The organism is Devosia sp., assembly GCF_028290435.1.
Taxonomy (GTDB): Bacteria; Pseudomonadota; Alphaproteobacteria; order Rhizobiales; family Devosiaceae; genus Devosia.
On record NZ_JAQGJV010000050.1, the window covers coordinates 1 to 3,494 of the forward strand.

The window sequence follows — 3,494 nt, forward strand, 5'->3', positions numbered from 1 at the left end:
GCGACTTGAAGCTGATGGGCGAGCCATCGAGCTTGATGACGCCGGCATCGGGAATCACGGCGCCGCATAGCGCCTTGATCAGGGTGGATTTGCCAGCGCCGTTGTCGCCAATGACCGCGAGAATTTCCCCCGGCATCAGCTCGAAATCGGCATTGTCGAGCGCCACCACCTTGCCGTAGCGCTTTTGCAGGCCCGTGGCTGACAGGATCGGCTGCGGTCCGGCAATCGGTGTAGCGGTGAGACTTGCGGCTTGATCGAGGCTCATGCTGAAATCTTCCTGATCCACTGATCGATGGTGACCGCGAGGATGATGAGCGCGCCAACGGCAAATTCCTGCCACAGCACGTCGACGCCCGCGAGCGCCAGGCCGTTGCGGAACATGCCCACGATCAGCGCACCCAGCAGCGTGCCGACGATGGAACCGCGCCCGCCGAACAGCGAAGTGCCGCCGATCACCACGGCGGTGATGGAGTCGAGGTTCGCCGTTTGGCTGCCGAGCGGCGAGACCGCGCCGACACGGCCGATCAGCACCCAGCTGGCAATTGCGCAGATAAAACCGGCCAGCGTATAGACGCCGATCAGCGTCATTTTCGTGTTGATACCTGCCAGCCGCGCGGCCTCCGGATCATCGCCGGTGGCGTAGATATGGCGCCCGAACGCGGTCCGGTTGAGAATGTACCAGACGCTTGCGGCGATCAGAATCATCAGCATCGATCCAGCCGTCAGCACCGCCCCGCCGCCGATCGGCACGCGCGCACCCATCCATTGCAGCATCGGCGCCACCGCCGCGATATCCTGGCTACGGATGGTTTCGGAATTGGAGATGAAGATCACCATGGCGCCGTAAATCGACCAGGTGCCCAGCGTCACGATGAATGGCGGCAACTTGACCTGAGCCACCAGCACACCATTGATAAATCCGCACAAAATGCCGGTGCAGATGCCGATGACGAAGCTGGCTTCCACGGGCACGCCTGCCACCACCGACAGCCGCCCCATCACGATGGACGACAGGATCATGATGGCGCCGACCGATAGATCGATACCGGCGGTCAGGATGATCAGGGTCTGGGCGATGCCGAGCACACCGATGATCGTCACCTGCTGGAGCACCAGCGACAGGTTGAACGGCGCGAAGAATTTGGAGCCGGCGGCCACGGAGAAAATGGCAATGCCGACAATGAGCACGATGAAGGGAATGGCCGTCGGATAGGCATGCAGAAAGGCCTGTAGCCGACGGATCGGACCGGGCGCGTCCTCATCAAAACTCGCTACGCCCTGCTCAACGCCGGCCAGACCTTTTTCGGCAATCGACGTCCCCGTCGCGTCATCGCTCATACGATCCCCTCCCAGGGTTACTTGAACACGTGCGACATTCTAGATGCAGTTCCCTCCCCCTTGTGGGGAGGGTTAGGGTAGTTTCGAGACGTTTCGCTTACCCAAAATCCCGAGCAAGTTTCATGCCCGACACCCCACCCTTAATCCCTCCCCACAAGGGGGAGGGACAGATCGTGCTGTCCGCAGACTCTTAGCCCCAGCAGAGCTCGGCGCCCTTGGTGGTGTCGATGGAATCGACGCCCGCCACCGGCTTGTCGGTCACCAGCGCGGCGCCGGTGTCGAAGAAGTCGAGGCCGGGGGTAGCCGCCGGCTTTTCGCCCGTATCGGCGAACTTCTTGATCGCTTCCATCGCCATGGCCGCCATCTTGAGCGGATATTGCTGGCTGGTGGCGCCGATCACGCCGGCCTTTACGTTGGCGACGCCGGGGCAACCGCCGTCGACCGAGACGATCAGCACCGAGCCGTCATCCTTGCCGATGGCCTTGAGTGCCTCATACGCGCCGGCCGCAGCTGGCTCGTTGATGGTATAGACCACGTTGATGTCCGGGCACTTCTGCAGCAGCGTTTCCATGGCGGTACGGCCGCCATCTTCGGCGCCACCGGTCATTTCATGGCCGCAGATGCGCTTATCGTCCTCATCCCCGTACTTGTTGGGGTCTTTCACATCGATGCCGAAACCGGCCATGAAGCCCTGGTCGCGTAGGTAATCCACGGTCGGCTGATTCACTGCCAGATCGAGGAAAGCGATCTTGGCGTCGGCCGCCTTGTCGCCCAGCGTGCCCTTGGCCCAGGAGCCAATCAGTTCGCCCGCCTTGCGGTTATCGGTGGCAAACGTCGCGTCGGCGGCGTCGATCGGATCGAGCGGCGTGTCGAGCACGATGACCAGGAGGCCCGCATCGCGCGCCTGCTGGATGGTCGGCACGATGGCGCTGGAATCCGATGGCACTATGGCAAAGCCCTTCGCGCCGGAGGAGACCAGGTTCTCGATGGCGGCAATCTGGCTGTCATTGTCGCCGTCGAATTTGCCGGCAAAAGTGCGCAGCTCGATACCGAGTTCGTCGGCCTTGGCCTGCGCGCCCTCGCGCATCTTGACGAAGAACGGATTGCCTTCCGTCTTGGTGATCAGCCCGACGATGGGCTTGTCCTGGGCATATGCCGCGGTGCCGGCCATCAGACCAAGCATGACCGCGCCAGCGGCCGCGACCTTAAAGAAACTATGCATGATTTTTCCTCCCAAAGGGTTCCTCAAGCGAGCGCCCGCAGTTGACCTGCATTGGTGCCCTCGCCGCCGGCACGCGTGGTGATCTGCTCATCCACTGCCCGCCATGCACCCATCATCAGCAAATCGCCTGCCCCCTGTCAATAAGTTAATCCAGTGGATTTATTAATTGACAGCGCGGCGGCGAAAGTCTGATTTATACCATGGAGGAGACGCCAGCCTGATCCGCCAGTTGCATTCTGGCGCGATTTGCCGCCAATGGCGGGCAGCTAAAGGCTTGGTGTCAAAGGAGGAGATGGTGTCGTCTGCGCGCGCCAAAATTGGCCACAAACGTTCGGACGGCTTGAGCCGTGGCACGAACCAGAGTGGCGTGCGCCTGTATAACGAGCGTCTCGTGCTGTCGCTGATCCGTCGGCATGGCAATCTGCCGAAGGCCGATATCGCGCGCATGACCGGGCTATCGCCGCAGACCATTTCTATCATCATGAACCAGTTGGAGGCCGATGGCCTGCTGACCCGTGGCGATGCTCAACGCGGCCGCGTCGGACAACCCTCGGTGCCCTACTCGCTCAATCCCGATGGAGCCTTTGCCTTCGGGCTAAAAATTGGTCGCCGCAGCGTCGATCTCTACCTGATCAATTTCGTCGGCGAAGTGCAGGCCAAGCTGCACCAGATTTATGCCTATCCCACGCCGCAAAGCGTGCGCGACTTCGCCATTGCGGGGCTGGCGCAATTGCAGGCCGACCTGCCGGCCGACACCATTGCGCGCATCGCCGGGCTCGGTATTGCCGCCCCCTATGAAATGTGGACCTGGGCCGAGGAAATCGGCGCGCCGATCGAGGATATCGAGGCCTGGAAGAGCGTCGACATAAGGGCTGATCTTGCCCGGATCTGTGCTTGGCCGGTGTATTTTTCCAATGACATCACGGCCGCCTGC

At 61.7% G+C, this 3,494-nt stretch carries 4 protein-coding genes; 1 reads left to right on the forward strand and 3 read right to left on the reverse strand.

The window, feature by feature from the left end; genetic code table 11:
* From JWP26_RS11780 to JWP26_RS11790, 3 genes are all read right to left on the reverse strand, one after another.
* Positions 1-265: ATP-binding cassette domain-containing protein (locus JWP26_RS11780; protein WP_299727548.1), on the reverse strand; the 265-nt coding region annotated here is incomplete at its 3' end.
* Positions 262-1,338 carry an ABC transporter permease gene (locus tag JWP26_RS11785; RefSeq protein ID WP_299727551.1) on the reverse strand — a complete coding sequence of 359 codons (1,077 nt, stop codon included), beginning with the start codon at positions 1,336-1,338 and terminating at the stop codon, positions 262-264. The genes JWP26_RS11785 and JWP26_RS11780, both read right to left, overlap by 4 nt.
* Before the next feature lie 190 nt (positions 1,339-1,528).
* Positions 1,529-2,521 (reverse strand): sugar ABC transporter substrate-binding protein, encoded by a 993-nt coding sequence (locus JWP26_RS11790; RefSeq protein ID WP_299727557.1) that lies wholly within the window; start codon positions 2,519-2,521, stop codon positions 1,529-1,531.
* 334 nt (positions 2,522-2,855) lie between these two features.
* Between JWP26_RS11790 and JWP26_RS11795 the strand changes: the two genes are divergently transcribed.
* The coding region (locus JWP26_RS11795; RefSeq protein WP_299727554.1) for an ROK family transcriptional regulator at positions 2,856-3,494 on the forward strand (639 nt) is incomplete at its 3' end.

Coding starts and splice junctions, on each gene's coding strand:
- JWP26_RS11785 (WP_299727551.1), bottom strand. CDS start 1,338: ATGAGCGATGACGCGACGGGGACGTCGATTGCCGAAAAAGGTCTGGCC.
- JWP26_RS11790 (WP_299727557.1), bottom strand. CDS start 2,521: ATGCTTGGTCTGATGGCCGGCACCGCGGCATATGCCCAGGACAAGCCC.